A 25,990-nucleotide genomic window follows, 5' to 3' on the forward strand; every position below is an offset into this window, starting at 1 on the left:
ATTACCTTCCCAGATAGACTTCGATGACCCGCTCGTCGGCTTGCACTTCATCCATGCGCCCCTGCGCCAACACGGCCCCTTCATGCAGCACGGTGACGATGCCTTGCTGGGCAATCTCCGTGACGAAACCCATGTCGTGCTCGACCACCATGATGGAATGCTTGCCGCGCAATTCATTGAGGAGCTCCGCCGTGCGCGCCGTTTCCGCATCCGACATGCCGGCCACCGGTTCATCCAGCAAAATCAGCTGCGGCTCCTGCATCAAGAGCATGCCGATTTCCAGCCACTGCTTTTGCCCATGCGACAGCAAACCGGCCGGCCGCGCCTCATGGCCATTGAGGCGTATCAAGCGCAATAGGGATTCGATCTTGCCTTCCTGCTCCGACGTGAGGCGCGCAAACAAGGTGGGCGCCACGCGCTTGTCCATCTTCATCGCCAGTTCCAGGTTGTCGAACACCGTGTGCTGCTCGAACACGGTGGGGCGCTGGAACTTGCGGCCGATGCCCGCGTGGGCAATTTGCGCTTCCGTCATGGTCGCCAGGTTCATGGTCTGGCCGAACCAGGCCGTGCCGGATGTGGGCCGCGTCTTGCCCGTGATCACATCCATCATGGTCGTCTTGCCCGCCCCGTTAGGGCCGATGATGCAACGCAACTCGCCCACGGAAATATCCAGGCTCAGTTTGTTAATCGCCTTGAAGCCATCGAAGGACACGCTAATATCTTCCAGATACAGAATGGCGCCATGCGTGGTATCGACACCCTCGCCTTTCACGCGGGAATAGGTGGCGCCCGCTTCGGCGCTGGCCATGCCGGGCAACATGCGGATGCTCATGCGACCTCCTCTGCCACGATGGCCACTTTTCTGCGTTTGAGTTTGTTCAACACGCCCAGCATGCCCTGCTGCATGAACAGGGTCACGCCGATGAACAGCAAGCCCAGCGCGAACAGCCACAGCTCCGGCAAGGCGGCCGTAAACCAGCTTTTCAAGCCATTGACGGTGAAGGCGCCCAGGATGGGGCCGATCAAGGTGCCGCGTCCGCCCACGGCCACCCACACGACCATTTCGATGGAGTTCGCCGGCGACATTTCGGACGGGTTGATGATGCCCACCTGCGGCACGTACAGGGCGCCGGCGATGCCGCACAGCACGGCGGATAAAGTCCACACAAAGAGCTTGAACCACAGCGGGTTGTAGCCGAGAAACATCAAGCGCGCCTCGCTATCGCGCACGCCCTGCAGCACCCGGCCCAGCTTCGAGCGGACGATGGCGCGCGCCCCCACCAACGCCGCCAGCAGGATCGCCAGGGTCAGCAGGAACAGCACGGCCCGGGTGGCGGGCGCCGTGACGCTATAGCCGAGGATGGTCTTGAAATCCGTGAAACCGTTGTTGCCGCCAAAGCCGGTGTCATTGCGGAAGAACAAGAGCATGAAGGCATACGTCATCGCTTGCGTGATGATGGAAAAATACACGCCCTTGATGCGCGAGCGAAACGCAAAGTAGCCAAACACGAAGGCAAGCATGCCGGGCACCAGCACGACGAGCGCCATGCAATACCAGAAATGTTCCGTGAAGGCCCAGTACCATGGGTAAGTTTTCCAGTCGAGAAAGACCATGAAATCGGGCAAGCTGCTGTGGTACTGGCCCTGATCGCCAATGGCACGCATCAGATACATGCCGTGCGCATACGCGCCAAGGGCAAAGAACACGCCGTGGCCCAGCGACAGGATACCCGTGTAGCCCCAGACGAGATCCAGCGCCAGCGCGGCCAGCGCGTAGCACATGAACTTGCCCACCAGCGCCACCGTGTAGGCGGACACGTGCAGCGCATGCCCTTCGGCAAACGCCAGATTAAAAATCGGCAACAGCGCCGCCAGCAAGGTACAGGCGGCAATCGCCAGCCAGACGGGCCGGGAAAACAGGCCCTCGTTGACACGGAGTGAGGTAATCATTCGACGCTGCGTCCCTTCATGGCAAACAGGCCCTGCGGCCGGCGCTGGATAAAGATGATGATGAACACCAGAATGGCAATCTTCGCCAGCACGGCCCCCGCCACCGGTTCGAGGAATTTATTCACTTCGCCCAGGCCCAGCGCAGCGATCACGGTACCGGCCAACTGGCCCACGCCGCCCAGCACCACCACCATGAAGGAATCGACGATGTAGCTTTGGCCCAGGTCCGGGCCCACATTGCCCAGTTGTGACAGGGCCACGCCGCCCAGCCCCGCGATGCCGGAACCGAGGCCGAAGGTCAGCATGTCAACCTTGCCCGTGGCCACGCCCACGCAATCGGCCATGCGGCGGTTTTGCGTAACGGCCCGCACGAACAGACCCAGGCGCGTCTTGTTCAGGATCAACCACACGGCCACCACCACGACAATGGCAAAGGCGATGATGGCCAGCCGGTTGTACGGCAGCACGAGGCCGCCCAGCACGGTCACGCCACCCGACATCCAGGCCGGATTGGCCACTTCCACGTTTTGCGCGCCAAAGATGGTGCGCACCGTCTGCATGAGGATCAGGCTGATGCCCCAGGTAGCCAGCAGGGTTTCCAGCGGCCGCCCATACAGCCAGCGGATCACCGTGCGTTCGAGCACCACGCCCACCAGGCCGGCAACAAAAAAGGCGGCAGGCAGCGCGGCCAGCAGGTACGCATCCTGCATGCCGGGCAGGTAAGTGCGGAAAAACAGCTGGCACAGGTAGGTCGTGTAAGCGCCTATCATCAGCAGTTCGCCATGCGCCATATTGATGATGCCCATCAAGCCAAACGTGATGGCCAGCCCCAGCGCGGCCAGCAGCAACACGCTGCCCAGCGAAATGCCGTAGAACACATTGCCGGCGAATCCCATGCGCGACACTCTTGCCTTGATCTGGCGCATGGTCTCGATGGCGGCCAGTTGCACGGCTTCATCGGGCTCGCCAGCCATGCCGTCAGACCCCGTTTCCAGCATGGCTTGCAGCACGGGCAGCAAGCGCGCATCGCTGCTGCCGGCCAGCGCTTGCACGGCTTGCTTGCGCGTGGCGGCATCGGGTGCCTGCAGGTTGGCGCTGGCGATCAGCACTTGCAATATCTGTTGAATGTCAGCATCGCTTTCTCGCCCCAGGGCGGTGCGGATCAGGGGGATTTGCGCGGGATCAACAGCCTTTTGCAAGGCTTGCGCGGCGGCCAGCCGGGCGCTGCGCTCCGGCGCCAGCAGCTGCAAGCCCGACAAGGCGCCCGCCACGGCGGCGCGCAAGCGGTTGTTGACCATCACGCCATCGATGCCGTCCGGCACCGGACCAGTCTTGCCGCTTGCCGGATCGTAGGCTTGCTCGCCGTCGACGATATACACCTTGCCATCGGGCGTGGCATACAGGCTGTCATCCTGCAAGGCTTGCAGCACGCGGGCGGCCTCGGGTGTGGCCAGCGCGGCGATCTGGGCGACGGCAGCGACCCTGGTGTCGGGGTCGTCGCCGGACAGCGGTTTCAGCAGGTCAGGAGGGATGGCGGCCTGCGCCACGGATGACAGGCACAGGCAGGCGTAGACCAGCAGCGATGTGAATAGCCTCATTGATACCCCGGGAAAGCGTTGATGGTCAGCACCACCGGACGCATGCCCGATGGCGCAGGCGTTGCTTTTACAGCTTTTGCTTACCCTCATTGCCCTTGATATACGGGCTCCACGGCTGTGCGCGTATTGCTTCCTTGGTTTTCCACACGACATTGAATTGCCCATCGGCCTTGATCTCGCCGATCATCACGGGCTTGTGCAAATGGTGATTCGTCGCGTCCATGGTCAAGGTGAAGCCCGATGGAGCTTTCATGCTCTGGCCGGCCATGGCGGCGATCACCTTGTCTGTCTCCGTCGACTTGGCTTTTTCCACCGCTTGCGCCCACATGTGGATGCCGACATAGGTCGCTTCCATGGGGTCGTTCGTCACCACGGAACCCGCGTTCGGCAACTTTTTTGCCACCGCATACGCCTTCCACTGCTTGATGAAGGCCATATTCGCAGGATTCTTGACGGATTCGAAATAATTCCAGGCCGCCAGATGACCGAGCAAGGGCTTGGTATCGATGCCGCGCAACTCTTCCTCGCCGACGGAAAACGCGACGACGGGCACGTCCGTGGCTTTCAAGCCCGCATTACCCAGCTCCTTGTAGAACGGCACGTTCGAATCGCCATTGATGGTGGAAATGACGGCCGTCTTGCCGCCCGTGGAAAACTTCTTGATGTTGGCGACGATGGTTTGATAGTCGGCGTGGCCGAACGGCGTGTAGACCTCGCTGATATCGTTATCCTTGACGCCTTTGCTTTTCAGGAAGGCGCGCAGGATCTTGTTGGTGGTGCGCGGATACACATAATCCGTGCCCAGCAACACGAAGCGCTTGGCGCCGCCGCCATCCTTGCTCATCAGGTATTCGACGGCAGGTATCGCCTGCTGGTTCGGCGCGGCGCCCGTATAAAACACATTCTTTTCCAGCTCCTCGCCCTCGTATTGCACCGGATAAAACAGCAGGCTGTTGAGTTCCTTGAACACCGGCAAAACCGACTTGCGCGACACGGATGTCCAGCAGCCGAACACGACGGACACTTTATCTTGCGCCACCAGCTGGCGCGCTTTTTCCGCAAACAAGGGCCAGTTCGACGCGGGATCGACGACGACGGCTTCCAGCTTCTTGCCCAGCACGCCGCCCTTGGCATTGATCTCGGCGATCGTCATCAGGGCCACGTCTTTCAGCGACGTTTCGGAAATGGCCATGGTGCCCGACAGGGAGTGCAAGATGCCCACCTTGATGGTATCGGCGGCCAGGGCTGCCTGCAGGTAAGTGGACGTGGCCAGGGCCAGTGCGCCGGCGGCGGCCGCTTTCAGGATGATACGTCGTGACATGGGGACTCCTGTGATGGGTTCGTGGGGGTCGAGCTGGGCATACGATGTTGTTAAAGCAGAATGCATGCCAGCACCAGCAGACGTCCGCCATGGTGCACGCTGCCAACGCCGCACGAAAAAAAACCTGGCTGCACAAGGACTGTGCAGCCAGGTTTCAAATTGCCGTAAAACGGTGCGCCGGGCGCATCAAGCGTTGTGTATCAATCCTTGTGTATCAAGCGTTGTGTATCAATCCTTGTGCATCAAGCGTTGTGCATCAAGCGTTGTGCATCAATCCTTGCGCGGCACTCCGCGCAGGCGACGCCAGCCCTTGCGGCCCAGCGGGAACAGCAGCACGAAAGCGATCAGCCACGGCAGGATGTAGGCCATGGCCGTGATGGCGTTGGCCACGCCTTGCGACAGGTTTTCCGTGAAATTGCCCAGCGCGCGCTTGACGGGCCGCCAGAACGATTGCTTGCCTTCGGCGCTGATGGCCACGTTCAGCAAGTCCGTATCGATGCGCTGCATCAACAGCGCATTGGCCGCTGTCGCTTGCTCCAGTTCCACTTGCACGGTGGCCAGTTCCTTGGTCACCTTGATCAAGGCATCGACGTTCGCGCCTGAGCGTTTTTCCAGGTCTTGCAGCTGCGCCTGGTACTGCTTGAGCATTTCCAGGCGTTTCTTGCTGTCGAGCACAGGACGACCGAGGTCTTCCACCTTGGTACCCTGGCTGGTGACGTCGCCTTCGGCCGCGACCAGCGCGACGAGCTTCTTGATGCCGGCCGGTTTGGCGCGCATGCTGATGCGTGCGTGCACGTAACGGCCGCCGTCGACGCTGGAATCGAGCAGCAAACAGCCATTTTCCGTATCGGCCTTGCAGGCGGCGACCACTTTTTCATACAGGGGCCGCACTTGCGCCTCGTGCGTATCGACGCTGACATTGTGTTCGTAGGCAAGAAACTCGCTGCCCTTTTCCTTGCCATCGAGGCGCGCGGCGCTCGATTGCCCGCCGCTCTCGCCCTTGCTGCCGCAACCGGCCAGCAGCAACAGGCCAATCAGACTAATAGAGATTTTTTTCATGATTTCTTTCTTTGGATTATTTGCTAAGCGGAAGCATCTCGACATCGGGCAAATGCGCCGCCACGTCCTGCACGGTCGCATAGCCGGTCAGCGCAGCCACCACCTGCGGTAACGGTGCCGGCCAGATTTCCGGCAAATCGCGCTCTTCGGGCGCCAGCACGGGAAAGGCCAGCTGTTCCTGCGGTGGCGTGAAGGCGGCCGCGACGCCCGGCTTGTTGCCGCGCGCATCGATGCGGTACCAGCCAAACTCTTGCAAGTACACGGCATTCAAGCCATGCAGGCAAAACGGCGGCCCCGCTTCACCGACGGCCAGGCGCTGGTAGCACAGGCCGGCAGGAATGCCGTTGGCGCGCAGCAGCGCGGCCAGCAGATGGCTCTTCGCATAACAATAGCCCGTGCCATGCTGCAACACGTCGGACGCGCGGCAGGTGACAGGATTGCGCTGGTAGTCCCAGCTGTGGGCGATCTCGTCGCGCACGAAGGCAAAGCAGCGGGCCGCGATAGCGGCATCGCCCGACATATCGCCCGCTACCCCAGCCGCCAGCTCGGCCGCCCTGGCGTGCACGGCCGGATGGTCGCTGTCTATGTAGGTGCTGCTGGCTAGATATTTGGAAAAGTCGGGAGAAAAGTCGGTAGACATGGCATCAAGGTCATGCAAAAAGATAATGCGCGATTCTAGTCGAAGCAGGCCGAAATCGAACGTTTCCTTGCGCAGGAACAAAGAAAATCCACGCCGCAGGCAAGCTGAAACAGGGGCGGCGACTTTGGCGCCGACGCCGTAGCTGGTATCATGCGGGCAAACGCAGCCGGCCATATTGGCGCGGCACTTGCACTACCCTGCGAAGCGGCCTCGCCACCCGGCGCGCCGCCGACGCCACCCTACAGATCAGAGAAACGAGTTCCCATGAGCACACCAACGTCCCACCCATCGTTCTGGCGCCGCGTCCCGCTGGCTTTCGGCGCCTTCTTCAGCACCCTGTCGGACGCCGCCTATGCGGCCCGCGTGGAAAAACTGTCCTTGCCCGAGGCCGCCCCCGTGGCGCCAGTGGCTCCGGCCCCAGCGCCAGCCCCCGTGCCGACGTCGTTCGCCGCGCCCGTCATTTTGAAAGAGGCCACGCCGGACGCGGCGCTGCAATTGCTGGCCCTGCTGCAACGCGAGGCGCGATTGATCGACTTCACCCAGGAAAACCTGGGCAGCCATGCCGATGCCGACATCGGCGCGGCCGCCCGCGTGGTGCACGAAGGCTGCGCCAAGGTCATGCGCGAGTATTTCACCATCGAGGCCGTGCGCCAGGAAGCCGAGGGCAGCCGCATCGTCCTGCAAGAAGGCTTTGACTCGGCCAGCGTGCACCTGACGGGCAACGTCGTCGGCTCGGCCCCATTCACAGGCACCCTGAGCCACCGCGGCTGGCGCGCGGCCAGCGTGCGTCTGCCGAAACTGAGCGAGCAGCACGACGCCGCCATCCTGGCCCCGGCCGAGGTGGAACTGTGAGCGATACCGTCAACCCTACCTCGCGCTACGCCATCGGCATCGACCTGGGCACCACCCACAGCGCCCTGTCATATGTGAACCTGGTCGAGAGCGACGGCGAAAAGTCCAGCCACGGCGTGCTGAAAGTGCCACAATTGTCGGCGCCGGGCACGGTAGAGGAATTGTCGCTGCTGCCATCGTTCGTGTATCTGCCGCACGCCGATGAAGTGGCGGCGGGCGACCTCGCTCTGCCCTGGGTCACCGAGGAAGCGGAAGCACCGTTCGTCGTCGGCGAAATGGCCCGCAGCCGCGGCGCCACTACGCCGATTCGTTTGGTCTCCAGCGCGAAAAGCTGGCTGTGCCACCCGGGCGTGGACCGCCGCGGGGCGATTTTGCCGAACGACGCGCCGGCCGAAGTCGCGCGCATTTCGCCGATCACGGCCGCCACGCGCTACCTGACACACTTGCGCCAGGCCTGGGACAACGCCCACCCGCAAGCGCCGTTCGCGCAGCAGGAAATCACCGTGACCATCCCTGCGTCCTTCGATCCGGCCGCGCGCGAGCTGACGATGGAAGCGGCGCAGGCGGCCGGTTACACTTCGCTCACCCTGCTGGAAGAGCCGCAAGCGGCCCTGTACAGCTGGATACAGACCAGCGAAGGGCGCTGGCGCAAGGAAGTCAAGCCGGGCGACATCATTCTGGTCGTCGACGTGGGCGGCGGCACCAGCGACTTTTCGCTGATCGCCGTGCTCGAACGCGACGGCGTGCTGGAACCGCACCGCGTGGCCGTGGGCGAACACATCCTGCTGGGCGGCGACAATATGGACCTGGCCCTGGCCCACCTGGTGGCGCGCAAGCTGGCCGCCAACGGCACCCAGCTCGATGCCTGGCAAATGCGCGCACTCACTTACGGCTGCCGCAGCGCCAAGGAAAGCCTGCTGGCCGACAGCGGCATGGATGTGGCACCGATCGTCGTGCCGAGCCGTGGCTCGAAACTGATCGGCGGCTCCATCCGCACGGAACTGACGCGCGCGGAAGTGTCCACCTTCATCCTCGACGGCTTCTTCCCGCAAGTGGAAGCATCGAGCCGCCCTGCCGTGCGCACGCGCGCCGGCTTGACGCAATTGGGCTTGCCATATGCGCAGGACGCGGCCATCACGCGCCACCTGGCGGCGTTCTTGGGCCGGCAAGTGGCGGCGACGGCCGAACTGGAAGGCTTTGCGGGCCGCCAGGCGGCTAGCGCCAGCTTTTTGCACCCGACGGCCGTGCTGTTCAACGGCGGCGTCTTCAAGTCGGACTTGCTGGTACAGCGCATCATGTCCACCGTCAACGACTGGCTGTACCTGGAAGGCGCGGAACCGGCGCGCATGCTGGCCGGGGCCGACCTGGACCTGGCCGTGGCGCGCGGCGCAGCCTATTACAGCTACGTGCGGCGTGGCCATGGCGTGCGCATACGCGGCGGCACGGCCAGTGCCTTCTACGTGGCCATCGAGTCGGCCATGCCGGCCATCCCCGGCATGGAACCGCCGATCCAGGCACTGTGCGTGGCGCCGTTCGGCATGGAAGAAGGCAGCGAACTGGAACTGCCTGGCCAGCAATTCGGCCTGGTGGTGGGCGAGCCCGTGCACTTCCGCTTCTTCGCCTCGTCCACGCGGCGCAACGACCAGATTGGCGACTTGCTCGATTTCTGGGGTCCCGATGAATTGCAGGAGCTGAGCGAAATCCAGGCGACGCTGTCCGCCGAAGGCCGTCAGGCCGGCGACGTGGTGCAAGTCAAGCTGCATGCGCGCGTCACGGAAGCAGGCACGCTGGAGCTCCTGGCCGTTTCCCCTGACGGCGCCGAGCGCTGGAAAGTGGAATTCGACGTGCGCGGCACGCCGCAGCAATAAGCATGCGCAGCGCGAAGGTGCAGCCGGCCTGGCTGGTCGGCATCGACCTGGGCACCACCAACACGGTGGTGGCATATGCAAATGCGGCCGATGCGCAGGCGGGCATACAGCTGCTCCCCATCGAGCAGCTGCTCGCCCCCGGCGAAGTGGGCGCACGCCCCCTGCTACCCTCCTTGCGCTACCACCCCGCTGCCGGCGAACTGGCGGCGGGCGATCTGCAACTGCCGTGGCCGCAGGGCGATGTCACCAGCACCGAGCACCCCGTGCTGGGCGCCATGGCGCGCCAGCTCGGTGCGCAAGTGCCGGGCCGGCTGGTCACCAGCGCGAAGAGCTGGCTGTCGCATGCGAACGTGGACCGCCAGGCGCCCATCCTGCCGTGGGGCGCAGACGCCGACGTGGCCAAGGTGTCGCCCGTGGCGGCCAGCGCCAGCTACCTCGCCTATGTGCGCGCCGCGTGGAATCACCGCTTCCCGCATGCTCCCCTCGAAAACCAGGAACTGGTACTGACCATCCCCGCCTCGTTCGACGAGGGTGCACGCGCACTCACCCTGGAAGCGGCCCGCTTGGCGGGGCTGCCCACCTTGCGTCTGGTGGAAGAGCCGCAGGCGGCGTTCTACGATTTCTTGCAGCGCCGGCGCGCCACCCTGCGCGCAGACCTGGCCAATACGCGCCGCATTTTAGTCTGCGACGTGGGCGGCGGCACCACCGATTTCAGCCTGATCGATGTGGCCTTCGATATCGATGGCGAACCCCAGCTCACGCGCAGCAGCGTGGGCAACCATTTGATACTCGGCGGCGACAATATGGACCTGGCGCTGGCCCACCTGGTGGAAACGCGCATGGCCGCCGGCGTCGAAGGTGGCATGAAGCTATCCGCCGCACGGCTGTCGCAACTGATGGAACGCTGCCGCGCCGCCAAAGAACTGCTGCTGTCGCACGATGCGCCGGAGAGCGCCACCGTCACCCTGCTGGGCGCGGGATCTCGCCTGATTGGTGGCAGCCGTTCCGTCGACATCACGCGCGAGGAAGTGGCGGCCATGGTGGTCGACGGCTTTTTCCCGATGGTGGAATTCAACGAAATAGCGAAAAAGGGCCGCGCCGGCATCGTCGAATTCGGCCTGCCATATGCGCAGGACGCGGCCATCACGCGCCACCTGGCCAGCTTTTTGCAGCAGCATCAAGGGGCACTGCGGGGTGCGCTGCCCGACACCTTGCTGCTGAATGGCGGCGTGTTCCGCGCCGACGCGCTGGCGCGCCGCCTGGCAGAAACCCTGGCGCACTGGCGGGGTCAGCCCCTGACCATCCTGCACAACGATAATCCCGACGTGGCCGTGGCGCGTGGCGCCGTCGCCTACGCGCTGGCGCGACGTGGCCAGGCGCCGCGCATAGCCGGCGGCTCGCCGCGCAGCTACTTCCTCGTGCTGGGAGAAGCGGGCAAGGACAAGCGCGCCGTCTGCATCCTGCCCCGTGGCAGCGCCTCCGGCGAAGAAATCCGCCTCACGGAACGGCTGTTCGCGCTGCGCCTGGGCCGGCCCGTGCGCTTCCACCTGGCCACTTCCCTCTTTGAGGCGGGCACGCCGCCGCAACTGGGCGAGATCGTCGATTTGAGCGCCGGCGAGTATCTGCGCCTGCCGCCACTGGCCAGTGTGCTGCACGATAAACACGATGCCAGCGACAAGCGTGACATCACCGTGCAGCTGGCTACCGTCATGACGGAAGTGGGCACCCTGGAAGTGCATTGCGTGGCCGAAGCCGATGCCGATGCCGATGCCGGCCAGCGCTGGCTGCTGGAATTCCAGTTGCGCGGTGGCGAGGAAGAGCCAGGCGATGGCGAGGCTCAAGCCGTTTCGCCACGCATCAAGGAAGCGGTCGAGAAGATCGAGCGCATCTTCGGCGGCAAGGCGCAAAAGGTCGACACCAAGGAAGTGCGCCAGCTGCGCCAGCACCTGGAACGGGGGCTGGGTGGGCGCGAGAGCTGGGATACGCCATTGCTGCGTCAGCTGTTCGATGCCCTCATGCTGCGCGCCCGTGGCCGACGCCGCTCCGCCGAGCATGAACGTGTCTGGCTGAACCTGGCCGGCTACTGTTTGCGGCCAGGCTACGGCGATGCGCTCGACCCATGGCGCATCGAACAGCTGTGGGCCCTGTTCGACACGGGCGTCCAGCATCACAAGGATAACCAGGTGTGCGCCGAATGGTGGACGCTGTGGCGCAGAGTGGCTGGCGGCTTGAGCACGCAGCAGCAGTTGCGCCTGCTCGACGACTTCGCCTTCAACCTGCAAGCCGATGCGGCGCAGCGCGGCAGCCGCCCCGTCACCTTGGTCGACGGCAGCGACGACGACATGCTGCGCCTGGGCGCCTCGCTGGAGCGCATCCCCGGCGCCTACAAGGCCGAAGTGGGCGCCTGGCTGATCAAGCGGCTGGAAAAGGCCGACAAGAAAGGCGAAGCGGCGGATACGAATACCCTGTGGGCGCTGGCCAGAGTCGGCGCGCGCCAGCCCTTCCACGGCAGCGCGCATGAAGTGGTCGACAGCGCCACCGTGGCCGGGTGGCTGCACGTGCTGCTGGCGCTGGACTGGAAAAAAATTGAACCGGCCGCCTTCGCCGCCACCCACCTGGCACGCATGACGGGCGACCGCTCGCGCGACATTGCAGACGAGCTACGGGCCACCATCCTCGCCCGCCTGAAAGCTGTAGGCGCCCCGCCCCTGTGGCAGGCGATGGTCGGTGAAGTGACGCAGCTGGACGAAGCGGCTACCAAACGCATGCTGGGCGAGGCGCTGCCGCCGGGGTTGAAACTGATCGGGTGATTGGCTTCCAGCCCTACACCAGCGCCACCACCAACAGCAGCACCGCCAGTGGCGCCTGCACCAGCACGATGCCCGGATGCGTGCGGCGCAATTGGGCCAAGACGGAGAGGCCCGGCACTTCTTCGTGCGGGTGGTGCGCCTCGTCGCGCAGCGACATCGCGTGCAGGAACATGCCGGCGATCAGGGGGCCGGGGTTGACCCACCAGCCCTGCTCGAGCAAGCCGCGCGACAGGTAAATGGCCAGGGCGCCGATGGCAAACGGCGAGGCCCACACCAGCACCAGCATCAGGCGAATGCCATAGAATTCCGCCAGGGTGCCCAGGCGGTGCAGGCGGCTGAAATCGTGATCGGCCATGCGCTGGTCGATGGCCAGCTCGGCCCGCCCGTACAAGGTCCACATGCCGCCGAACAGGCAGCCCAGCAGCACGCCGATGACGATATCGGCCACGAACACCGCATATTTGTTGACGTCGGCCGTGCCGATGCCCAGCGAGGTGTGGGCGGCCGCGTGCAGGTGCAAGCTGGCCTGCTCGCCTTCGGCCGTCGTATAGCGGTCGCGCACGTCATAGGTGCTGCCGATATACACGACGTTCTTGCGCAGTGCGCCGGCATCCACGCCAGCCTGGCCATCGATCAGTTTGACGCGCGTGCGCGTGGGGTTCAGGAATTGCGGCGCCACGGCGGCCGGGTGAAACGGCGCGGTGACGGCGTTCTGTTCGGCCGCCGCCGTGGCGTCGCCGCGGATGACGGGTTCGAACGCCCAGCGCGCCAATTCCTTTTCGCTGCCCGTGCGCTGCGCCAGCTGGCACACGCGACCGGCCAGCGCCAGCACTTCCTTTTGCTCCGACAAGACGGCCGGCATGGGCTGCTTCTGCTCCTGCTCGTCGGCGCCATGCGCCAGCTCGAAAGCCACGGCCGCCAGCACGGGGCTTTTCAGTTCGATGCGCGTGACGGCGCCCATGCGTTCGCGGATCCGCGGGCTGGCAAAATGGATGCCGGCGGCGCAGCGCGCGCGTATCCACGGCAGGTTCGCGTTCCGGTCCGATTGTTCGGGCAGGATCAGCACCAGTTGCCGGCCATCGGCGGCCAGCCGGTCGAGCAGGCGGTCCAACGGCCGCTCACCCGCTTTGTGCTGTTCATACACGGCCGGAGCCAAGTTCAGGTTGATGGCCAGCACCTTGCTGCCGCGCGCGGCGGCGCTGGCGATCAATTGCTCCAGACGCGTGCGTTCCAGCGGTTCGCGCTCGTCGAAGACCTGTTCGAACGCGGGCTGATCGATTTCAATGATGCCGGGCCGGTAGGCGGCGCCCGGATCCTTGCCCCGGTTCAGCAGCTGCCCCTGTTCCGCACTGGCGCGCAGCATGGCCGCATCGAGCCATTCGAGCACATGAAAACCTTCCAGCACCAGCATCAGCGCGGCGATCAGGCTGGCGCCGATCACGTGGTGCAGCAGATGCGTGCCCGTCAGTTTGAAGGCCGAGCCTAGCTGGGCGAGCGGCCACAGCAGGCGCCGCCAGAGCGGCGGGCGCGGTTGGTCCGGCTGGCTAGTTTCCACGGTGCATTCCCCTTGCGTACCTTGCTTGAATGATCATTCAAGCAACGGTGATAACAAAAGGACAGTGTATTGCAGTTGTGCCCGTTCCGCCGCACGGCTGGCACGGGCCCGCCCGGCAGCTTACTTCGGCTTGGCCAGCAGCAGCTTGCCCAGCGCTTCGAAAGCCGGCGTGGTGGTCGGGTCGTTGGCCGCATTGGCCGCTGTCGGCGTTGAGGCGAAACGCACGATCACCATTTCCGCCTTCGGGTCGATGTAGATGCGCTGGCCGTACACGCCGCGCGCCATGTAGGCGCCATGGTCGTTATGCGTGACCCACCACATGTCGCGGTAGCTCCAGCCCTTGAGCAAATCATACCCCCCCTTGGCGAACAGCTGCTTGTCGCCGCCGCGGCGGATATCGTCGACAGCCGCCTTGGGCAAAATCTGCTGACCGTTGTAGCGACCATCGTTGCGCAGCATCTCGCCGAAGCGGGCCAGGTCGCGCAAGCCCGCATTCAAGCCGCCGCCGGCAAACGGCGTGCCGGTCGAATCGACCGTCATGTAGGCATCCTGTTCGGCGCCCAGCTTTTGCCAGATATGCTCGGACAAATACGCGTTGACGTTCTGCCCCGTGACCCGGGCGATGATCCAGCCCAGCACGTCGGAGTTGACCGTGCGGTAGCCGAACGCCTCGCCATGCCTGCCCTCGTGCTGCACCGTTTGCAGATACTCGAAATAGCTGCGCGGCCCGGTGTAATCCTTGGGCTTGGGCAGCGGGCTGCCGGCCGCCGCGTGCTGCCACACTTCCGCTTTCGGGTCGGCGTAATCTTCGCTGAATTTCAGGCCCGTGGTCATGTCCAGCACCTGGCGCACGGTGGCGTCGCCAAACGCTGACGCGGCCAGTTCCGGCACATACTCGGCCACTTTTTTGCCTGGATCGAGCTTGCCTTGGGCCACCAGGGCCGCGCCGATGGTCCCCATCAAGGATTTGGTCACCGACATGGCGCCATGCTGGCCGCTTTCCTTCAGCACACCGAAATAGCGTTCATACACGATGCGGCCCCGGTGCAGCACGACGATGCCATCCGTGTAGTTGGCGCCCAGCGACTGCTCCCAGGTCATGGTTTCGTTCGCACCCAGAGGCGTGAAGCGCAGGCTGTCGATATCCTTGCGCAGCGCGCGCGGCAAAGGCACAGGCGCGCTCAAGCCGCGCGACACCTCCACCGTCGGCATCAACTGGCGGAAGTGCGACACGCTCCAGCGCAGCTGGGGGAAATTGAAATAGCTGCCATCGTCGAAGCGAATGATTTTATCGGCTGGCGGCGGCGCGCCCAGCATCCATTTCAATGCAGCCGGATCGCTGGCGGTCGCTGACAGCGGCGCTGCCGCATGAGCGCCGGCGGCCAGTGCCATGCAGGCTGCGACCAGGGCCAGGCAGCGGGTTTGGGGCGATGTCTTCATACATGTTCTCCTGTCGTGGCTGGCACCGGCAACGGCGCTCGCTTCATGCGATGGATGCTACCAGAGAAACTTTTTATCTTGTTCTGCAGCATCCTATTGTGCGCACCCAGCACTGAGACAAAAGTCTCACGCGCGCCCATGCTGCAGCGCAGGATGCGCTGCCCCGCGCTTCGTGCTACAAACGAAAACACCATAAAAACCAGACACGAGACACTGGAGAGCGCCATGCCCTACGTCCGCCAGACCAGCCATATCGACCGCGTGCGCGACCTGATCGCCGGCCGTATCGTCAATCCAGGAGCCGACACGGCCAGGCTGGCCTCGTCCTACCGGCGCTCGCTGGACGACTACCGGCTCGACCCCGCCTCCACCACAGGGCCGCGCATCCTGACGGGCGCCGAACTGCGCGCCATCCAGCAATCCGAGGAAGGCTTCCTGCGCTCCACGGGCCAGTGCCTGCCGCGCCTGCACGCCATGGTGCGCGAAGCAGGCTACTGCGTCATCCTCGCCAATGCGCGCGGCGTAACCATCGACTACGTGGTCGACACGGACCAGCGCAAGGATTTCAAGAAGGCGGGCCTGTATCCGGGTTCATGCTGGTCGGAAGAAGAGGAAGGCACCTGTGGCATCGCCTCCGTACTGCTGGACCACGAAGCCATCACCGTGCACAAGACCGACCATTTTCGCGCCGCGTTCACGGGCCTGACCTGCAGCGCCGCGCCGATTTTTTCGCCGCACGGCGATTTGATCGGCGTGCTCGATGCGTCTGCACTGAGCTCGCCCGACGCACGCGACAGCCAGCGCCTGGTCAAGCAGTTGGTGCGACAGGGCGCGACCCTGATCGAGGACGGTTTTTTTCTCAAGTCCTACAGCCATTGCTGCATCCTGCTGGCGCACCGCAACCGCCATTTCGTGGAAGTGCAGCCGGAGATGCTGCTGGCCATCGACGAACATGGCAATATCGTCGCTGCCAACCGCTGCGCGCGCGACGTCATCGGGGGTCTTGCTGGCCTACCCCGCCCCGTCGCCGAGGTGCTGGAAGTGCGCGCTGAACGGCTGTTCGATGCGCGCGCGGGGCACAATCTGCTATCCCTGCGCCTGGCGGGCGGCAGCACCTGGCTGCACGCCCGCGTGCGCGCGCCGCTGCGCCAGGCCAGCACGCGCCTGCGCGCCACACGCGAGGCGCCCGTCGCACAAAATGCGGTGACCTACACGCCGCCGGAGCTGGCCGAGCGCACGCGCATCGTCAACGCCATGCATGCCGCCAAATGGCGCCCGCTGCAAGCAGCTGCCATGCTGGGCATCTCGCGCGCCACCCTGTACCGGCGCCTCAAGCAGCTGCACATTGTGGCGCCGCACCGGCAATGAAGCGTAATGAAGCGATAAGCACACTGAGACTTCCGTCTCAAGCGCCGCCATGCTGCGCTGCAGGATGCGGCGCCAAAACGCCAGTGTTACAACATCGTCAGCGGCAACACAGCCGCATCCCATCATAAAGTCAGCAGACTTGGAGGAGACACGATGCAAACCGAAATCAACCCGCACGACCAGGCCGTGGCCGGTATCCTGGAGCAGCTCGAAGGCGCGCTGCGCGCCAGCGACAGCACGGGCGCCGCGCAACTGTTCGAACAGGACGGCTACTGGCGCGACCTGGTGCTGTTTACCTGGAACCTGAAAACCCTGGAAGGCCGCGAACAGATCGCCGCCATGCTGGCCGCCCAACTGGGCGCTGTGCAACCGGTCTCCATCCGCATCGCCGACGGCGAACATGCAGTGGAAGCCGGCGGCGTGCTGCAAAGCTGGATCACGGTGCAAACGAACGTGGCGCGCGGCGTGGGCTTCCTCCGCATCCGCGACGGCAAGATCTGGACCCTGCTCACCACCATGAGCGAATTGAAAGGCTTTGAAGAAGCCAAGGGCGGCCGGCGGCCCATGGGCGCCGAACATGGCGCGCGCACGGACCGCAGCAGCTGGCTGGAAAACCGCGAGCAGGAAGCAAAGGAACTGGGCTACGCGCGCCAGCCCTATTGCCTCATTATCGGCGGCGGCCAGGGCGGCATCGCGCTCGGTGCGCGCTTGCGCCAGCTCAATGTCCCCACCATCATCATCGAGAAAAACGCGCGTCCCGGTGACAGCTGGCGCAAGCGCTATAAATCGCTGTGCCTGCACGACCCCGTCTGGTACGACCACATGCCCTACATCCCCTTCCCGGACAACTGGCCCGTCTTCACCCCCAAGGACAAGGTCGGCGACTGGCTGGAAATGTACACCAAGGTGATGGAACTCAATTACTGGGGTTCGACCAGCTGCGAATCGGCCAGCTTTGATGACGCCACCGGTGAGTGGACGGTGCAGGTGCTGCGCGACGGCCAGCCCATCACCCTGAAACCGAAGCAGCTGGTGCTGGCGACCGGCATGTCGGGCAAAGCGAACATGCCGAAGTTCAAGGGCATGGACATATTCTTGGGCGAGCAGCAGCACTCGTCGCAGCATCCGGGGCCGGACGCCTACGTGGGCAAGAAAGTGGTGGTGGTCGGCGCGAACAACTCCGCGCACGATATCTGCGCCGCCCTGTGGGAAGCTGGCGTGGACGTGACCATGGTGCAGCGCTCGTCGACGCACATCGTCAAGTCCGACTCGCTGATGGACCTGGCGCTGGGCGACCTGTACTCGGAACGGGCGCTGGCGGCCGGCATGACGACGGCCAAGGCCGACCTGACGTTTGCCTCGATTCCGTACAAGATATTGGCCGACTTCCAGAAGCCCATCTTCAAGGCCATCCGCGAGCGCGATGCGAACTTTTATGCACGGCTGGAAGAACGGGGCTTCATGCTCGACTTTGGCGATGACGATTCCGGCCTGTTCATGAAATACCTGCGCCGCGGCTCCGGCTACTATATCGACGTGGGCGCCTCCGAGCTGGTCGCCGAGGGCAAGATCAAGCTGAAAAGCGGCGTCGGCGTGCAAGAGTTGAAAGCCCATTCCATCGTACTGTCCGACGGCACGGAATTGCCGGCCGACCTGGTGGTGTATGCCACCGGCTACGGCTCCATGAATGGCTGGGCGGCCGACCTGATCTCGCCCGAGGTGGCCAACAAGGTGGGCAAGGTATGGGGGCTGGGCTCCGCCACCACCAAGGACCCCGGTCCGTGGGAGGGCGAACAGCGCAATATGTGGAAGCCCACGCAGCAGCAAGCCCTGTGGTTCCACGGCGGTAATCTGCACCAGTCGCGCCACTACTCGCAATACTTGTCGCTGCAACTGAAGGCGCGCATGGAGGGCTTGACTACCCCAGTGTATGGGCAGCAGCAGGTGCATCACTTGTCGTGATGGCAGGGGCAAGCAGATAAAAAAATGGCGGCGGACCGAAGTCCGCCGCCATTTTTATCATGCAGCCAACAAAGTTATTGTTTAATGGCTTCGATGGCAAACGTCAAGGTCACGTCATCGCTGACAGCTGGCGCATATTTGCCGGCGTTGAATTCCGAGCGCTTGATCTTGGCCGTGGCGTTGGCGCCGCAAGCGTCTTTCTTCAGCATCGGGTGCGGTGCGCAGGCAAACGAGGTGACGGTCAGGGTGACTGGCTTGGTCACGCCTTTCAGGGTCAGGTTGCCATCCACGGACGCCAGCTTGTCGCCGTCAAAATTGAACTTGGTCGATTTGTAAGTGGCGACCGGGAACTTGTCCGTTTCAAGGAAACCATCGCCCTGGATGTGCGAGTTGAACAGGGTCGAACCCGTATCGACGGACTTGGTGTCGATCAGCACTTCGACGGCGCCCGTCTTGGCGGCGCGGTCCAGCGTGACCTTGCCGGTGGTGTTATTGAAACGGCTTTGCTGCGTCGAGAAACCCATGTGGGTGTACTCGAAACGGGGGAAAGTGTGGCTGCCATCGATGACGTAGACTTCAGGAGCGGCAACGGCGGACAGCGAGAAGCCGGCGGCGGCGATAAAAGCGAGCAGTTTTTTCATGATGGATTCCTGATAGGGAGTGGAGGATGTCAAAACCGCAAGCAGCTGCAAGCGAACGGCGCATGCGGCTGATTGTCCGGCTTCAGTTGCAATGGATTATGCATGGCATGAAGATCGATGTAAAACGCAAAATATGCCTAGTTAGCATCGATAAAATCGATAATAAGCGCGATACTGAACGTGACAGCGCCTTCTACTGCCGATTATTGTCTGCATTGTCAAAAATATCCAGCGTTATCCAAGTGCTCAGATATTACATCAAATGAGAATGATTCTTGTTATTATTCTTTTGGATTGTTATCATCACGGCCCTGGCACGCATGCAGCGTCGCCTTGATTCATCCATAATAGAGCCGAAAACAGAGCAGAAAACAGAGCAGAAAAACCATGACGGCCACCCGCCACAATACGAGCACAGTGAACGCGTACAGCACCACCGCCCCGTCCCGCAGCCTGGACCTGACAGCCGGCGCCTTCGCCTGATGCAGGAGCCGCACGCCCAGGCCTCCCTGCGCGAAGCGCACGGCGTGCGTCTGCGCCGCTGGGCCTGGACCGCCGCCGGCGCCCTGATGGTGCTGCTGGGTATCATCGGCGCCATGCTGCCCGTCATGCCGACGACGATTTTCCTGATCCTCGCCCTGGCCTGCTTCAGCCGCGCGTCGCCGCGCCTCGAGCACTGGCTGCTGCAGCATCCCCGCTTCGGTCCGCCGCTGCGCCAGTGGCGCGAACACCGCGCCGTCTCGCGGCGCGGCAAGGCCATGGCTTGCCTGGGCATGGCCATCGGCTTTGTCGCCATGTGCCTGGGCCATCCGCCGTGGTGGGTCATCGCCATGGTGGGCACCATGGAAATCGCCGTCCTCACCTACCTGTTGCGGCGTCCCGAAGGCCCAGCCGCCTGCGGAGCAGAATCTGCCCGCGAAGAGGGCAATGGCAGGCAGTAAACGGCCCTGCCCACGTCAAAAAAACGGCACGCCAGCCAAACCTCACATAAAAATACCGTGACGCCTGCACCGGGCGCGTCGAACTTTTCACCAGGATGCGGCTCCGCCACGCCCATCCACGCGATTAAATTTGGCAAGAACGCGACTTTCCCGCTTTTTCAACTTGAAAACAGACGCATAGACATTATTTGCATATTCAAAGCAAGATTCTGTCGTAGGAGTAATAACACGATCGGAGGTATACTACGCAACCGACGTAACAGGCTGGGCGATTTGGCTCCTGCAAGCAAGCCTGTCACGGTCCAATGAAAAAGGAAACACTGCATGACCACACCACACCGTACGCCGGTGATTCGCATCGATGGCGCGAACAAGACCTTCGCGCTGCCCAAGGGCGAACAATTCCACGCGGTCAAATCGGTCACGCTGGAAGTCTATCCCGGTGATATTTTCGGCCTGATCGGCAAGAGCGGGGCCGGCAAATCCACCTTGCTGCGCCTGATTAACCTGCTCGAGCGTCCCGACAGCGGCACCATTACTGTGGCCGGGCGCGAATTGACACGCCTTGGCAAGAGCGAATTGCGCGACGCGCGCCAGAACATCGGCATGATTTTCCAGCAATTCAATCTGCTGCAAAACGCCAGCGTCTTCGACAACGTCGCCTTCCCCTTGAAAATCCATGGCACGACCAAGGGCGAGCAAATCACCGCCCGCGTCGAGGAATGCCTGGCGCTCGTGGGTTTGTCCGACAAGTTGCACAGCTATCCGGCGCAATTGTCCGGCGGGCAGAAACAGCGCGTGGCGATTGCGCGCGCCCTGGCCAGCCATCCCGACGTGCTGCTGTGCGACGAGCCGACGTCCGCACTGGACGCGGAAACCACGCGCGCCCTGCTCGACACTTTGCGCGACATCAATGCGCGCTTGAAAGTGACCATCGTCATCGTCAGCCATGAGCTGTCGGTGCTGGGCGCCATCTGCAACCGCGTGGCCGTCGTGGAAAACGGCGCCATCGCCGAACAATTCGATTTGAGCGACACGGCCACCCCGCGCAAGACAGCGCTGGGACGCGAGCTGGCTTATTACGGCACCGAGGCGTTTGAAGCCACCGCATGGAAGGATGCAACACATGTTTGAAGAATCGATCAATAACGTCATCAAGCTGCTGCCGGAAATCTGGGTGGCGCTGGGCCAAACCATGACCATGCTGGGCATAGGATTGACCGCCGCCATCTTGATCGGCGGCCCGCTGGGCATTGTGCTATTCCTCGTCTCGGAAGGCCAGTCGCTGGAAAACCGTCCGCTGTCGACGATTTTGGGCTGGCTGGTAAATACCGTGCGCAGCTTCCCGTTCATCATTTTGCTGGTCGCCCTGACGCCGTTTACGCGCATCATCGCGGGCACCTCGATTGGCCCGCTGGCAGCTGCCGTGCCGCTGTCGTTCGCCGCCATTCCCTACCTCGCGCGCCTGGTGGAACAGAACCTGCGCGAAGTGCCGCGCGGCGTGATCGAGGCGGCGCACGCCATGGGCGCGTCGGAAATGCAGATCATTTTCCGCGTGCTGCTGGTCGAAGCGCGCTCCGGCCTGGTGCTGGCGCTGACCGTGCTGTCGATCAGCTTCCTCTCGTATTCGGCCGTGGCCGGCGTGGTGGGCGGCGGCGGCATTGGCGACCTGGCCATCCGCTACGGCTACTACCGCTTCGAGACGGACATCATGGTCGTCACCGTGGCTATCCTGATCGTGCTGGTGCAAACCATCCAGTTCGCCGGCACACGCGTCGCCAAGCGTCTCGACAAACGTTAATTCATATTCAGAAACAAGGACCTACATGAACCACATTCGCCGCACCCTGCTCCTGGCCGCCACCAGCCTGGCCTTCGCCACAGCAGCCCACGCCAAGGACCCGAAAGAACTCGTCATCGGCACCAGCTCCGGCCCGTATTCGGACCAGCTGAAGCTGGGCATCAAGCCTATCCTGGAAAAACAGGGCTACAAGGTCAAGATCGTCGAATTCAACGACTACGTGCAGCCGAACTACGCGCTGGCCGAAGGTTCGCTGGATGCCAACGTGTTCCAGCACATCGTCTACCTGACCAAGTTCGCCACCGATAACAAGCTGCCATTGAGCCCATTGATCACCGTGCCGACCATGCCGATCGGTCTGTACGGCGGCAAGCAAAAATCCCTGGCCGAAGTGAAGAACGGCGCCACCATCACCATGCCGAACGACCCGACCAACCAGGCGCGCGCGCTGGTCATGCTGGCCAAGATGGGCTGGATCAAGCTGAAACCGAACGTCGATCCGCTGCGCGCTTCCGAACGCGATGTGCTGGAAAACCCGAAAAAGCTGAAACTGGTGCCGCTGGAAGCGGCGCAGCTGCCACGCTCGCTGGCGGACGCCGACTACGCTTTCGTGAACGGTAACTTCGCCCTGGCCGCCGGCATGAAGCTGACGTCAGCCCTGAGCGTGGAAAAGATCTCGGACAGCTACATCAACCTGGTGGCCATCCGCACGGCCGACAAGGCCAAGCCATGGGTAAAAGACCTGGAAGCGGCCTACCGCTCGCGCGCCTTCCTCGACGCGACGAACAAATACCTGGCCGGCTACGAAAAGACGGACTACCAGCTGGTGCTGGAAAAGACGCTGAAAAAATAAACCGGCGCAGGCAATGCAAAAAGACGGCCAGGTGCAAACCCGGCCGTCTTTTTTATGCTGCGCGCCACGCGGGCGCTGTCATGCCATGCTTAGAAGCGATAGCCGACGCCTACGCCGATCAGGATAGGGTCAACCTTGACTTCGCTGATCTTGGCGCCACCGGCCAGCACGTCGCTGCGGATCTGCACTTTCTTGATGTCGAAGTTCAAGGACCAGTTTTTATCCAGCTTGTAGTCGACGCCAGCTTGCAGCGAGTAGCCCCAGCTGTCATGTTCCAGGCGGCCAGCGCCGTTCAGCAATTTCACGTCCGAAATATTCGTGTAATTCACGCCTGCACCCACGTATGGGCTGAACTGTTTTTCAGGCATGAAGTGGTATTGCAGCGACAGCGTTGGCGGCAGGTGTTTGAAGGTACCGATATTGTTGCCATCGAGCTTGACGTCATGCTTTTGCGGGTAGGTCAGGATCAGCTCGGCAGCGATATTCGGGGTAAAGAAGTACGAAATATCGATTTCTGGAATCGTCTTGCTGCTCACATGCAAACGGTCGGATGCGCCGACGCCGCCGATCGGAGCAGATTTATCGGCCGGATCGATGTGCACGGCGCGCGCGCGCACCAGCCATGGGCTTTCCTGAGCCATTGCATTACCGGCGAATGCGCCGATGGCGGCCAAAACGATTGCTGCTGCAGTTGCGGACGTTTTCATTATGTTTTCCTCTGTCGTTAAGTAACGCTGCGAAGTCTATGAGTGCAGTGCAACAAAAACTTTGATCCACATCAAATAGTGCTAGATGGCATCACTAGAGGGATTTTTTTCTTTTCCCAGGTCAAGAAAATACCGCAGCGCGTCAATGAACACCTTTAAACAGGCTGGCGACCCAGTCGGCAAACACGCGCACGCGCGGCGACAATTGCCGGTGATGGGGATACAGCACGGACACCGGCAAGGGGTCGGGACGCATGGCCCCCAACACTTCCACCAGCTCGCCGGTGGCCAGTGCCCGCTCCAGGTGATAACGGGGCGCCTGGATCAAGCCCAGGCCCGCGCGGCAGCAGGCGTGATACGCGTCGGCGTTATTGACGGACACCATGCCCGGCACGGCCACGCTGTGTCGCTGGCCGTCCAGCCTGAAATCGAAGGGCCAGACCTTGCCCGTCTGGGCGGAAAAGAAATTCACGGCGCGGTGACCCGCCAGTTCCGCCAGCGTGCGCGGCCAGGTAGGCGGGGCTGGCGCACGTCATTTGTTCCAGCAGCGCCAGCCGGCGCGCCACCATGGACGAGTCGCTCAATTCACCCACGCGCAGCACGCAATCGACGCCCTCGCGCACCAGGTCGACGAGACGGTCGCCCATGCCGATTTCAAATTCGATCAGCGCAGCCGCGCTTCGAGCTGCTTGATCGCATGCGTGACGGTCGCCTTCGGATAACCAAGGTCATGCGCCACCTGCGTGAAACTGCGTAACTCGACGATGCGCGTAAACAGACGCATCGCATCAAATCGGTCCATGCCCCCTCCATTGTTCATTGTTCATTGTTATCACGTGCCGCACAGTGTAGCGATTTGAGCGCAGCTTTCCATCTTCAACGATAACCCTGGCACAAGTTGCCCGTCACGCAATCGCCACTTGCGCCAATGGCACTGGATCGCCGCCTGCCCGCGCAGCATAATATGTCCAGCATGCACATGAGAATGGTAATGATTATCATTTGCGATATAATGCAGGCTCACGCTTAAGCGCACGCTCAGGCGATCATAAAAGGAATGGGAGACATGGATATATTGAGGGAACTGCGTGAATCGGGCTTGAAAGTGACCATCCCCCGCTTGCGGATTCTGCAGCTGTTTCAAGAAGGCACGATCAAGCACCTGAGTGCGGACGATGTCTACAAACTCTTGCTGGCTGAAAAAATCGACGTGGGTCTGGCCACCATCTACCGCGTGCTGATGCAATTTGCCGAAGCGGGCATTCTGTTTCGCCGGCATTTCGAATCGGGCCACGCCGTCTTCGAACTGAATGAAGGCCAGCACCACGATCACCTGGTTTGCACGGGTTGCGGCAAGGTCGATGAATTCGTCGACGAAGGCATCGAACTGCGCCAGAATGAAATCGCCACCGAGCGAGGCTTCGTGCTGCACGAGCACGCGCTGTCGCTGTACGGCACCTGCGCCGAGTGCACGGCGAAGAAAATTCCGCCACGCCGCGCCTGAGGGCGCTTGGGCCGCCTGGGCGCCAGTGCCTTGGGGTAAGATTCGCTCAAACTTGAGAAAGGATCACCCATGTACATCGGAGAAATCGCCCGCCTGGCGGGCACCTCGCCCAAGGCCTTGCGTCACTATGAAACGCTGGGCTTGCTGGGCGACGTGCGCCGTTCCGGCGCCTACCGCGTCTACACGCAGCAAGACCTGGCGCAAGTCAAACTGATACGCCAGGCGCAGGCCCTGGGTTTCCGCCTGGCCGAACTGCTGCCCATCCTGGCCGGCGACGACACCGACTGGGCCGCCCTGTCCCGGCATATCGCCGCCAAGCGCGCGGAAGTGCAGCAGGATATCGCCCGCCTGCGCCAGCTCGACGCGCAATTGGCCGACATCGACACGGAAATCCGCGACTGCCTGGCGCACCAGCGCCTTCAAACGGCCGCTTGACTCTGCCACTAGGGACAAGCTTTAGCATGCAAGCTGTTCTTTACTGGAAAGCCTGCATCATGACCAAGACGACACCCAAGCGCATTTTAATCATCCTCGGCCACCCGTCCAGCGACAGTTTCTGCGCCGCCCTGGCCGAGGCCTACGCCGCCACGGCCCGCAGCGCAGGCCACAGCGTGCGCGAACTGCGCCTGGGCCAGCTGGACTTCGACCCCATCCTGCACGAAGGCTACCGCCAGGTGCAGCCGCTGGAAGCGGACTTGCTGGCGGCACAGGATGCCATCAGCTGGGCCGAACATCTGGTGTTCGCCTACCCCATCTGGTGGGGCGGCGCGCCGGCCCTGCTGAAAGGCTTTGTCGACCGCGTCTTCCTGCCCGGCTTTGCCTTCAAGTACCGTCCTGGCAAGGCTTTCCCGGCCCAGCTGCTGAAGGGCCGCACGGCGCAACTGCTGGTGACGATGGACACGCCGCCCTGGTATTTCCGCTGGGTCTACCACATGCCCGGCATCCACCAGCTGCGCAAGACGACGCTGGAATTTTGCGGCGTCAAGCCCGTCAAAGTGGCCAGCTTCGGCCCCATCCTCGATTCTACCGAAGCGCAACGCACGCGCTGGCTGGCACAGGCCCAGGCACTGGCCCGACGCCTGTAAGCCCGGCAACGGCTTGCCATGCAGCCATGTTGCAT

The 25,990-nt window shown here is 62.9% G+C and carries 23 protein-coding genes and 1 pseudogene; 13 read left to right on the forward strand and 11 right to left on the reverse strand.

What is annotated here, in order from left to right; genetic code table 11:
* Position 1: 1 nt before the first annotated feature.
* The 6 genes from urtD to ACQ4W7_RS09095 all read right to left on the reverse strand — a co-directional run bounded on the left by urtD (position 2) and on the right by ACQ4W7_RS09095 (position 6,568).
* Entirely contained in the window at positions 2-832 is an 831-nt protein-coding gene (gene urtD, locus ACQ4W7_RS09070; protein ID WP_436529943.1) for an urea ABC transporter ATP-binding protein UrtD, read from the reverse strand.
* On the reverse strand, positions 829-1,950 hold the full coding sequence (urtC, locus tag ACQ4W7_RS09075) for an urea ABC transporter permease subunit UrtC (RefSeq protein WP_436529945.1): 1,122 nt from the start codon (positions 1,948-1,950) through the stop codon (positions 829-831). Before urtC ends, urtD begins: the two co-directional genes overlap by 4 nt.
* Entirely contained in the window at positions 1,947-3,548 is a 1,602-nt protein-coding gene (gene urtB, locus ACQ4W7_RS09080; protein ID WP_436529947.1) for an urea ABC transporter permease subunit UrtB, read from the reverse strand. Before urtB ends, urtC begins: the two co-directional genes overlap by 4 nt.
* A 67-nt stretch (positions 3,549-3,615) precedes the next feature.
* On the reverse strand, positions 3,616-4,869 hold the full coding sequence (gene urtA / locus ACQ4W7_RS09085; RefSeq protein WP_436529949.1) for an urea ABC transporter substrate-binding protein: 1,254 nt from the start codon (positions 4,867-4,869) through the stop codon (positions 3,616-3,618).
* Between the two features lie 270 nt (positions 4,870-5,139).
* Positions 5,140-5,928 (reverse strand): DUF4349 domain-containing protein, encoded by a 789-nt coding sequence (locus tag ACQ4W7_RS09090; protein WP_436529951.1) that lies wholly within the window; start codon positions 5,926-5,928, stop codon positions 5,140-5,142.
* A 16-nt stretch (positions 5,929-5,944) separates the two neighbouring features.
* Positions 5,945-6,568 (reverse strand): transglutaminase-like domain-containing protein, encoded by a 624-nt coding sequence (locus tag ACQ4W7_RS09095; protein ID WP_436529953.1) that lies wholly within the window; start codon positions 6,566-6,568, stop codon positions 5,945-5,947.
* A gap of 264 nt (positions 6,569-6,832) precedes the next feature.
* Here ACQ4W7_RS09095 and ACQ4W7_RS09100 point away from each other — a divergent pair, with 264 nt between their 5' ends.
* The 3 genes from ACQ4W7_RS09100 to ACQ4W7_RS09110 are packed head-to-tail and all read left to right on the forward strand — an operon-like array spanning position 6,833 to position 12,098.
* Entirely contained in the window at positions 6,833-7,420 is a 588-nt protein-coding gene (locus tag ACQ4W7_RS09100) for a DUF2760 domain-containing protein (protein ID WP_436529955.1), read from the forward strand.
* Positions 7,417-9,288 carry an Hsp70 family protein gene (locus tag ACQ4W7_RS09105; protein ID WP_436529957.1) on the forward strand — a complete coding sequence of 624 codons (1,872 nt, stop codon included), beginning with the start codon at positions 7,417-7,419 and terminating at the stop codon, positions 9,286-9,288. Before ACQ4W7_RS09100 ends, ACQ4W7_RS09105 begins: the two co-directional genes overlap by 4 nt.
* A 2-nt stretch (positions 9,289-9,290) precedes the next feature.
* A complete protein-coding gene (locus tag ACQ4W7_RS09110) occupies positions 9,291-12,098 on the forward strand; it encodes an Hsp70 family protein (protein WP_436529959.1) in 2,808 nt (935 codons plus the stop codon).
* A gap of 13 nt (positions 12,099-12,111) precedes the next feature.
* On the opposite strand, the gene ACQ4W7_RS09115 is transcribed toward ACQ4W7_RS09110, so the two are convergent.
* On the reverse strand, positions 12,112-13,653 hold the full coding sequence (locus tag ACQ4W7_RS09115) for a CHASE2 domain-containing protein (RefSeq protein WP_436529961.1): 1,542 nt from the start codon (positions 13,651-13,653) through the stop codon (positions 12,112-12,114).
* 120 nt (positions 13,654-13,773) lie between these two features.
* Positions 13,774-15,093 (reverse strand): serine hydrolase domain-containing protein, encoded by a 1,320-nt coding sequence (locus ACQ4W7_RS09120; protein WP_436529963.1) that lies wholly within the window; start codon positions 15,091-15,093, stop codon positions 13,774-13,776.
* Positions 15,094-15,318: 225 nt separating this feature from the next.
* Here ACQ4W7_RS09120 and ACQ4W7_RS09125 point away from each other — a divergent pair, with 225 nt between their 5' ends.
* Together ACQ4W7_RS09125 and ACQ4W7_RS09130 are read left to right on the forward strand one after the other, a co-directional pair.
* The gene (locus ACQ4W7_RS09125) at positions 15,319-16,461 is read left to right on the forward strand and encodes a sigma-54-dependent Fis family transcriptional regulator (RefSeq protein ID WP_436529965.1); all 1,143 of its coding nucleotides are present in this window, start codon (positions 15,319-15,321) and stop codon (positions 16,459-16,461) included.
* 153 nt (positions 16,462-16,614) lie between these two features.
* The gene (locus tag ACQ4W7_RS09130; RefSeq protein WP_436529967.1) at positions 16,615-18,423 is read left to right on the forward strand and encodes an NAD(P)-binding domain-containing protein; all 1,809 of its coding nucleotides are present in this window, start codon (positions 16,615-16,617) and stop codon (positions 18,421-18,423) included.
* Positions 18,424-18,497: 74 nt separating this feature from the next.
* Here ACQ4W7_RS09130 and ACQ4W7_RS09135 read toward each other — a convergent pair whose 3' ends face one another.
* The gene (locus ACQ4W7_RS09135) at positions 18,498-19,064 is read right to left on the reverse strand and encodes a YceI family protein (RefSeq protein ID WP_426070434.1); all 567 of its coding nucleotides are present in this window, start codon (positions 19,062-19,064) and stop codon (positions 18,498-18,500) included.
* A gap of 26 nt (positions 19,065-19,090) precedes the next feature.
* Here ACQ4W7_RS09135 and ACQ4W7_RS09140 point away from each other — a divergent pair, with 26 nt between their 5' ends.
* The 5 genes from ACQ4W7_RS09140 (at position 19,091) to ACQ4W7_RS09160 (ending at position 22,659) form a co-directional block, all read left to right on the forward strand.
* A complete protein-coding gene (locus ACQ4W7_RS09140) occupies positions 19,091-19,330 on the forward strand; it encodes a hypothetical protein (protein WP_436529969.1) in 240 nt (79 codons plus the stop codon).
* Positions 19,331-19,546: 216 nt separating this feature from the next.
* Positions 19,547-20,005, forward strand: a complete 459-nt coding sequence (locus tag ACQ4W7_RS09145; RefSeq protein WP_426070436.1) for a YbaN family protein — start codon at positions 19,547-19,549, stop codon at positions 20,003-20,005.
* Positions 20,006-20,329: 324 nt separating this feature from the next.
* The gene (locus tag ACQ4W7_RS09150) at positions 20,330-21,139 is read left to right on the forward strand and encodes a methionine ABC transporter ATP-binding protein (RefSeq protein ID WP_436529971.1); all 810 of its coding nucleotides are present in this window, start codon (positions 20,330-20,332) and stop codon (positions 21,137-21,139) included.
* A complete protein-coding gene (locus ACQ4W7_RS09155; RefSeq protein ID WP_426070438.1) occupies positions 21,132-21,806 on the forward strand; it encodes a methionine ABC transporter permease in 675 nt (224 codons plus the stop codon). The genes ACQ4W7_RS09150 and ACQ4W7_RS09155 overlap by 8 nt, the downstream gene beginning before the upstream one ends.
* A 25-nt stretch (positions 21,807-21,831) precedes the next feature.
* On the forward strand, positions 21,832-22,659 hold the full coding sequence (locus ACQ4W7_RS09160; protein ID WP_436529974.1) for a MetQ/NlpA family ABC transporter substrate-binding protein: 828 nt from the start codon (positions 21,832-21,834) through the stop codon (positions 22,657-22,659).
* Positions 22,660-22,748: 89 nt separating this feature from the next.
* On the opposite strand, the gene ACQ4W7_RS09165 is transcribed toward ACQ4W7_RS09160, so the two are convergent.
* The gene (locus tag ACQ4W7_RS09165; RefSeq protein WP_436529976.1) at positions 22,749-23,366 is read right to left on the reverse strand and encodes an OmpW/AlkL family protein; all 618 of its coding nucleotides are present in this window, start codon (positions 23,364-23,366) and stop codon (positions 22,749-22,751) included.
* A 142-nt stretch (positions 23,367-23,508) separates the two neighbouring features.
* Positions 23,509-24,168: pseudogene (locus tag ACQ4W7_RS09170) on the reverse strand (LysR family transcriptional regulator).
* Positions 24,169-24,432: 264 nt separating this feature from the next.
* On the opposite strand from ACQ4W7_RS09170, the gene fur reads away from it, so the two are divergent.
* The 3 genes from fur to ACQ4W7_RS09185 all read left to right on the forward strand — a co-directional run bounded on the left by fur (position 24,433) and on the right by ACQ4W7_RS09185 (position 25,955).
* On the forward strand, positions 24,433-24,870 hold the full coding sequence (gene fur / locus ACQ4W7_RS09175) for a ferric iron uptake transcriptional regulator (protein WP_426070441.1): 438 nt from the start codon (positions 24,433-24,435) through the stop codon (positions 24,868-24,870).
* A 69-nt stretch (positions 24,871-24,939) separates the two neighbouring features.
* Complete coding sequence (locus tag ACQ4W7_RS09180; RefSeq protein ID WP_436529978.1) at positions 24,940-25,305, forward strand: MerR family transcriptional regulator; 366 nt, start codon at positions 24,940-24,942, stop codon at positions 25,303-25,305.
* A gap of 59 nt (positions 25,306-25,364) precedes the next feature.
* The gene (locus ACQ4W7_RS09185) at positions 25,365-25,955 is read left to right on the forward strand and encodes an NAD(P)H-dependent oxidoreductase (protein ID WP_436529980.1); all 591 of its coding nucleotides are present in this window, start codon (positions 25,365-25,367) and stop codon (positions 25,953-25,955) included.
* Positions 25,956-25,990: the final 35 nt, after the last annotated feature.

Source organism: Janthinobacterium algoris, assembly GCF_051380935.1.
Classification (GTDB): Bacteria; Pseudomonadota; Gammaproteobacteria; order Burkholderiales; family Burkholderiaceae_D; genus Janthinobacterium.

What these genes read in the sequence shown, in the direction of transcription:
- ACQ4W7_RS09095 (WP_436529953.1), bottom strand. Translation starts at nt 6,568, where the DNA reads ATGTCTACCGACTTTTCTCCCGACTTTTCCAAATATCTAGCCAGCAGC.
- ACQ4W7_RS09100 (WP_436529955.1), top strand. Translation starts at nt 6,833, where the DNA reads ATGAGCACACCAACGTCCCACCCATCGTTCTGGCGCCGCGTCCCGCTG.
- ACQ4W7_RS09135 (WP_426070434.1), bottom strand. Translation starts at nt 19,064, where the DNA reads ATGAAAAAACTGCTCGCTTTTATCGCCGCCGCCGGCTTCTCGCTGTCC.
- ACQ4W7_RS09145 (WP_426070436.1), top strand. Translation starts at nt 19,547, where the DNA reads ATGCAGGAGCCGCACGCCCAGGCCTCCCTGCGCGAAGCGCACGGCGTG.
- urtD (WP_436529943.1), bottom strand. Translation starts at nt 832, where the DNA reads ATGAGCATCCGCATGTTGCCCGGCATGGCCAGCGCCGAAGCGGGCGCC.
- ACQ4W7_RS09090 (WP_436529951.1), bottom strand. Translation starts at nt 5,928, where the DNA reads ATGAAAAAAATCTCTATTAGTCTGATTGGCCTGTTGCTGCTGGCCGGT.
- ACQ4W7_RS09140 (WP_436529969.1), top strand. Translation starts at nt 19,091, where the DNA reads ATGTCAAAACCGCAAGCAGCTGCAAGCGAACGGCGCATGCGGCTGATT.
- ACQ4W7_RS09130 (WP_436529967.1), top strand. Translation starts at nt 16,615, where the DNA reads ATGCAAACCGAAATCAACCCGCACGACCAGGCCGTGGCCGGTATCCTG.
- ACQ4W7_RS09185 (WP_436529980.1), top strand. Translation starts at nt 25,365, where the DNA reads ATGACCAAGACGACACCCAAGCGCATTTTAATCATCCTCGGCCACCCG.
- ACQ4W7_RS09125 (WP_436529965.1), top strand. Translation starts at nt 15,319, where the DNA reads ATGCCCTACGTCCGCCAGACCAGCCATATCGACCGCGTGCGCGACCTG.
- ACQ4W7_RS09150 (WP_436529971.1), top strand. Translation starts at nt 20,330, where the DNA reads ATGACCACACCACACCGTACGCCGGTGATTCGCATCGATGGCGCGAAC.
- ACQ4W7_RS09165 (WP_436529976.1), bottom strand. Translation starts at nt 23,366, where the DNA reads ATGAAAACGTCCGCAACTGCAGCAGCAATCGTTTTGGCCGCCATCGGC.
- ACQ4W7_RS09155 (WP_426070438.1), top strand. Translation starts at nt 21,132, where the DNA reads ATGTTTGAAGAATCGATCAATAACGTCATCAAGCTGCTGCCGGAAATC.
- ACQ4W7_RS09110 (WP_436529959.1), top strand. Translation starts at nt 9,291, where the DNA reads ATGCGCAGCGCGAAGGTGCAGCCGGCCTGGCTGGTCGGCATCGACCTG.
- urtB (WP_436529947.1), bottom strand. Translation starts at nt 3,548, where the DNA reads ATGAGGCTATTCACATCGCTGCTGGTCTACGCCTGCCTGTGCCTGTCA.
- ACQ4W7_RS09120 (WP_436529963.1), bottom strand. Translation starts at nt 15,093, where the DNA reads ATGAAGACATCGCCCCAAACCCGCTGCCTGGCCCTGGTCGCAGCCTGC.
- fur (WP_426070441.1), top strand. Translation starts at nt 24,433, where the DNA reads ATGGATATATTGAGGGAACTGCGTGAATCGGGCTTGAAAGTGACCATC.
- ACQ4W7_RS09160 (WP_436529974.1), top strand. Translation starts at nt 21,832, where the DNA reads ATGAACCACATTCGCCGCACCCTGCTCCTGGCCGCCACCAGCCTGGCC.
- urtC (WP_436529945.1), bottom strand. Translation starts at nt 1,950, where the DNA reads ATGATTACCTCACTCCGTGTCAACGAGGGCCTGTTTTCCCGGCCCGTC.
- urtA (WP_436529949.1), bottom strand. Translation starts at nt 4,869, where the DNA reads ATGTCACGACGTATCATCCTGAAAGCGGCCGCCGCCGGCGCACTGGCC.
- ACQ4W7_RS09180 (WP_436529978.1), top strand. Translation starts at nt 24,940, where the DNA reads ATGTACATCGGAGAAATCGCCCGCCTGGCGGGCACCTCGCCCAAGGCC.